We start from the raw sequence: 3,273 nt of genomic DNA, 5'->3' as shown, positions 1-3,273 counted from the left end.
TCGACGACACCATCACCGGCTTGGACGACGACGGCGCGGCCGTCAACGTGACCTTCGAACGTGCCCCCGCGCGCAGCTTCGACCTGGTCGTCGGGGCGGACGGACTGCACTCCAACGTGCGCCGGTTGGTGTTCGGCCCCGAGGAACAGTTCATCGAGCGCCTGGGCACCCACGCGGCGATCTTCACCGTCCCCAACTTCCTGGAACTCGACTACTGGCAGACCTGGCACTACGGGGACTCCACCATGGCGGGGGTCTACAGCGCCCGCAACAACGCCGAGGCCCGGGCCATGCTCGGTTTCATGGAAACCGATCTGCGGATCGACTACCGGGACACCGAGGCGCAGTTCGCCGAGCTGGAACGGCGGATGGCCGGCGACGGCTGGGTGCGTCCCCAGTTGCTCGAGTACATGCGCAGCGCACCGGACTTCTACTTCGACGAGATGTCGCAGATCAAGATGGACCGCTGGTCGAAGGGCAGGGTCGCGCTGGTCGGCGACGCCGGATATTGCTGCTCGCCGCTCTCGGGCCAGGGCACCAGCGTCGCGTTGCTGGGCGCCTACATCCTGGCCGGCGAGCTCGCCGCCGCGGGTGATGACTACGAACTCGGCTTCGCCAACTACCACAAGGAGTTCAACGACTACGTCAAGCGCAACCAATGGCTGGTCGTCGACAACATCCCGGGCGGGGCGCCCATTCCGCAGGAGGTCTTCGACCGCATCGTCAGCTCGATCACCCTCAAGGACTACTGACAGTCCTTCGGCCGAGCAGACGCAAAGTCGCCCGCCACGCCGGGCGGGCGTGCGATTTTGTGTCTGCTCGCGAGGAGGCCGGGAACGTTCGTGGGCCGGAAGGCGTTGACGCGAACGTGCGTCTTTCCGTCCTCGACCTGGTCCCGGTGCGCACCGACCAGACGACCCGTGATGCGCTGGCGGCCACCGTGCAGCTGGCCCAGGCCGCGGATCGGCTGGGTTTCACGCGCTATTGGGTCGCCGAGCACCACAACATGCCGTCCGTGGGCGCCACCAGCCCGCCGGTCCTGATCGCCTACCTGGCCGCGCAAACCACGCAGCTGCGCCTCGGGTCCGGCGGCGTGATGCTGCCCAATCACGCGCCCCTGGCGGTGGCCGAGCAGTTCGCGCTGCTGGAAGCCGCCGCCCCCGGCCGCATCGACCTCGGCATCGGCCGAGCGCCCGGATCCGATCCGGTGACCTCCTACGCGCTGCGTGGTAGCCGCGGCGACGAGGACATCGAAAACTTCCCGGAATACCTCGACGACGTGGCGGCGCTGATGAGCGCGCGCGGCGTCGTGGTGCCGCTGCGCTCGGGGGACTACCGGCTCAAGGCCACCCCGGCCGCGGCCGGCGAACCACGCCTGTGGCTGCTGGGGTCGTCGATGTACTCGGCGCACCTGGCCGCCGCCAAGGGGCTGCCGTACGTGTTCGCACACCACTTCTCCGGCCAGGGAACCGAGGAGGCGCTCGAGGTGTACCGCTCGAGGTTCAGGCCGAGCAAGCTCACGCCCGAGCCGGTGACGTTCCTGACGGTGAACGCCGCCGTGGCCGAAACCCACGACGAGGCAACGGCATTGATGCTGCCCAACCTGCAGATGATGGCAAAGCTGCGCACCGGGCAGCCCCTGGGCCCGGTGCCGCTCGTCGAGGAGGCCGAAGGCGCCGAGCTGACGCCGCAACAGCGGCTCATCGTGGACAGTGGGCTGCGCCGGGCGGTCCTCGGTACGCCGGCCGAGGCCGCCGAACAGCTGCGGGCGCTGGCGCAACGGTTCGACGTCGACGAGGTGATGGTCCACCCGGTCGCATCGGCCCACCGAGGCACCGACCCGGCTACCGCGCCGGCGCGGGTCGCGACGCTGGAATTGCTGGCCAAGGAGTTGTTCTAGCTCCTCAGTCCGTCACGCCCGACCGCTCGGAGTCGACCGGTCCCGCGATGGCGCTCCTGTTGGTGATCCAGCGCCGCAGTTCGTCCGGCGGCAACGGCGGGCTGTGCACGAAGCCCTGGGTGATGGTGCAGCCGCAACCGCGCAGCGCGCTCAGGGTCAGCTCGTCCTCCACCCCCTCGGCGACGAGGTCGGCGCCCAGGTTCTGCGCCAGGTCCACGGTGGACTGGACGATGGCCACCGACCGGGGGTCCTGGGCCAGGCGCGCGACGAATCGCCGGTCGAGCTTCAATTCGTCGACCGTCACATCCTGCAGGCGGGCCAGCGACGACCACCCGGTGCCGTAATCGTCCAGCGAGATCCGAACGCCCAGCAGCCGCAGGGCGGCGACGGTGTCGCGGGACCGCTCGGAGTCGACGAGTGCGCTCTCGGTGATCTCGACGATCAGCGCCTCGGGAGGCAAGCCGTGGTTCCGCAGCAGCCGCTCGATGGTGACCGCGAGGTCGAGGTCGAGCAGGTTCGCCGTCGACAGGTTCACCGCGACTGTCAGCGGGATGCCCTGCTCGCGCCAGGACCGAATCTGCTCGAGCGTCAGGTTGATCGTGCGATGGGCCACCGCGCGCATCAAACCGGCGCGCTCCGCGGCGGGCAGGAACGCCTCCGGCAGCAGCAGCCCGCGGGTGGGATGCTGCCAGCGCAGCAGCGCCTCCACACTGTGGACGCTGTCGTTCGCGTTGACCTTGGGCTGATAGTGCAGCGTGAACTGGTCGCCGTCGTTCAGCGCGGCGCGCAGCTCCCGCACCAGGTTGGGATCGTGGTCGCGATCGGCCTCGTAGGCCGACTCGTACACCGCGATCCTGCTGACGGCCGACTTGGCGTGCGGGACCGCCGCCTCGGCGCGATTCAACAGCTCCTGGGGGTGGTCGCAGTGGTCGGGGTAGAGGGCGATGGCGATGCAGGCGTCGATCTCCACGCTGATCGCATCGAGTTCGAACGGGATGCTCATGCCTTCGAGCAACCGGCCCGCCTGGGCGCGCGCCGCGACCAGGTCGGATCCGTCGCCGAGGAGGATGGCGAATTCCTCGTCACTCACGCGCGCCAGCAGATCGTCGCGACGCACGTTGCGCGCGAGGCGGTTTGCGACGCGCCACAGCAGCTCATCGCCGAAGTGCCTGCCGACCGAGTCGTTGATCTCCCGCAGCTTGTGCAGGTGCAGCAACAGCAGCGCACGCCGCGATGACGCCCGCCCCGACGACGCCGAAGCCGACAGCGCGGTCAGGGCCGTCGCCAGGGACCGCCGATTGGGCAGCGTGGTCAATTCGTCGGTCATGGCTTGCTTGTGGCTCTCGGCCAGCATGCTGACGTCCCGGAAGCTC

General features: G+C 69.2%; 3 protein-coding genes. 2 read left to right on the top strand and 1 reads right to left on the bottom strand.

Going from position 1 to position 3,273, the window contains the following annotated elements; translation table 11 throughout:
* A partial coding sequence (locus A9X05_RS20065) for an FAD-binding protein (protein ID WP_067783654.1) occupies positions 1 to 752 on the top strand: 752 nt, incomplete at its 5' end.
* 116 nt (positions 753 to 868) lie between these two features.
* Positions 869 to 1,900 carry an LLM class flavin-dependent oxidoreductase gene (locus A9X05_RS20060; protein WP_067750004.1) on the top strand — a complete coding sequence of 344 codons (1,032 nt, stop codon included), beginning with the start codon at positions 869 to 871 and terminating at the stop codon, positions 1,898 to 1,900.
* 4 nt (positions 1,901 to 1,904) lie between these two features.
* On the opposite strand, the gene A9X05_RS20055 is transcribed toward A9X05_RS20060, so the two are convergent.
* On the bottom strand, positions 1,905 to 3,273 hold a 1,369-nt coding region (locus tag A9X05_RS20055), incomplete at its 5' end, for a bifunctional diguanylate cyclase/phosphodiesterase (protein WP_156736855.1).

It is taken from the genome of Mycobacterium sp. E3298 (assembly GCF_001666895.1).
GTDB lineage: Bacteria > Actinomycetota > Actinomycetes > Mycobacteriales > Mycobacteriaceae > Mycobacterium.
This window is presented reverse-complemented; position numbering and strand designations above follow the sequence as displayed.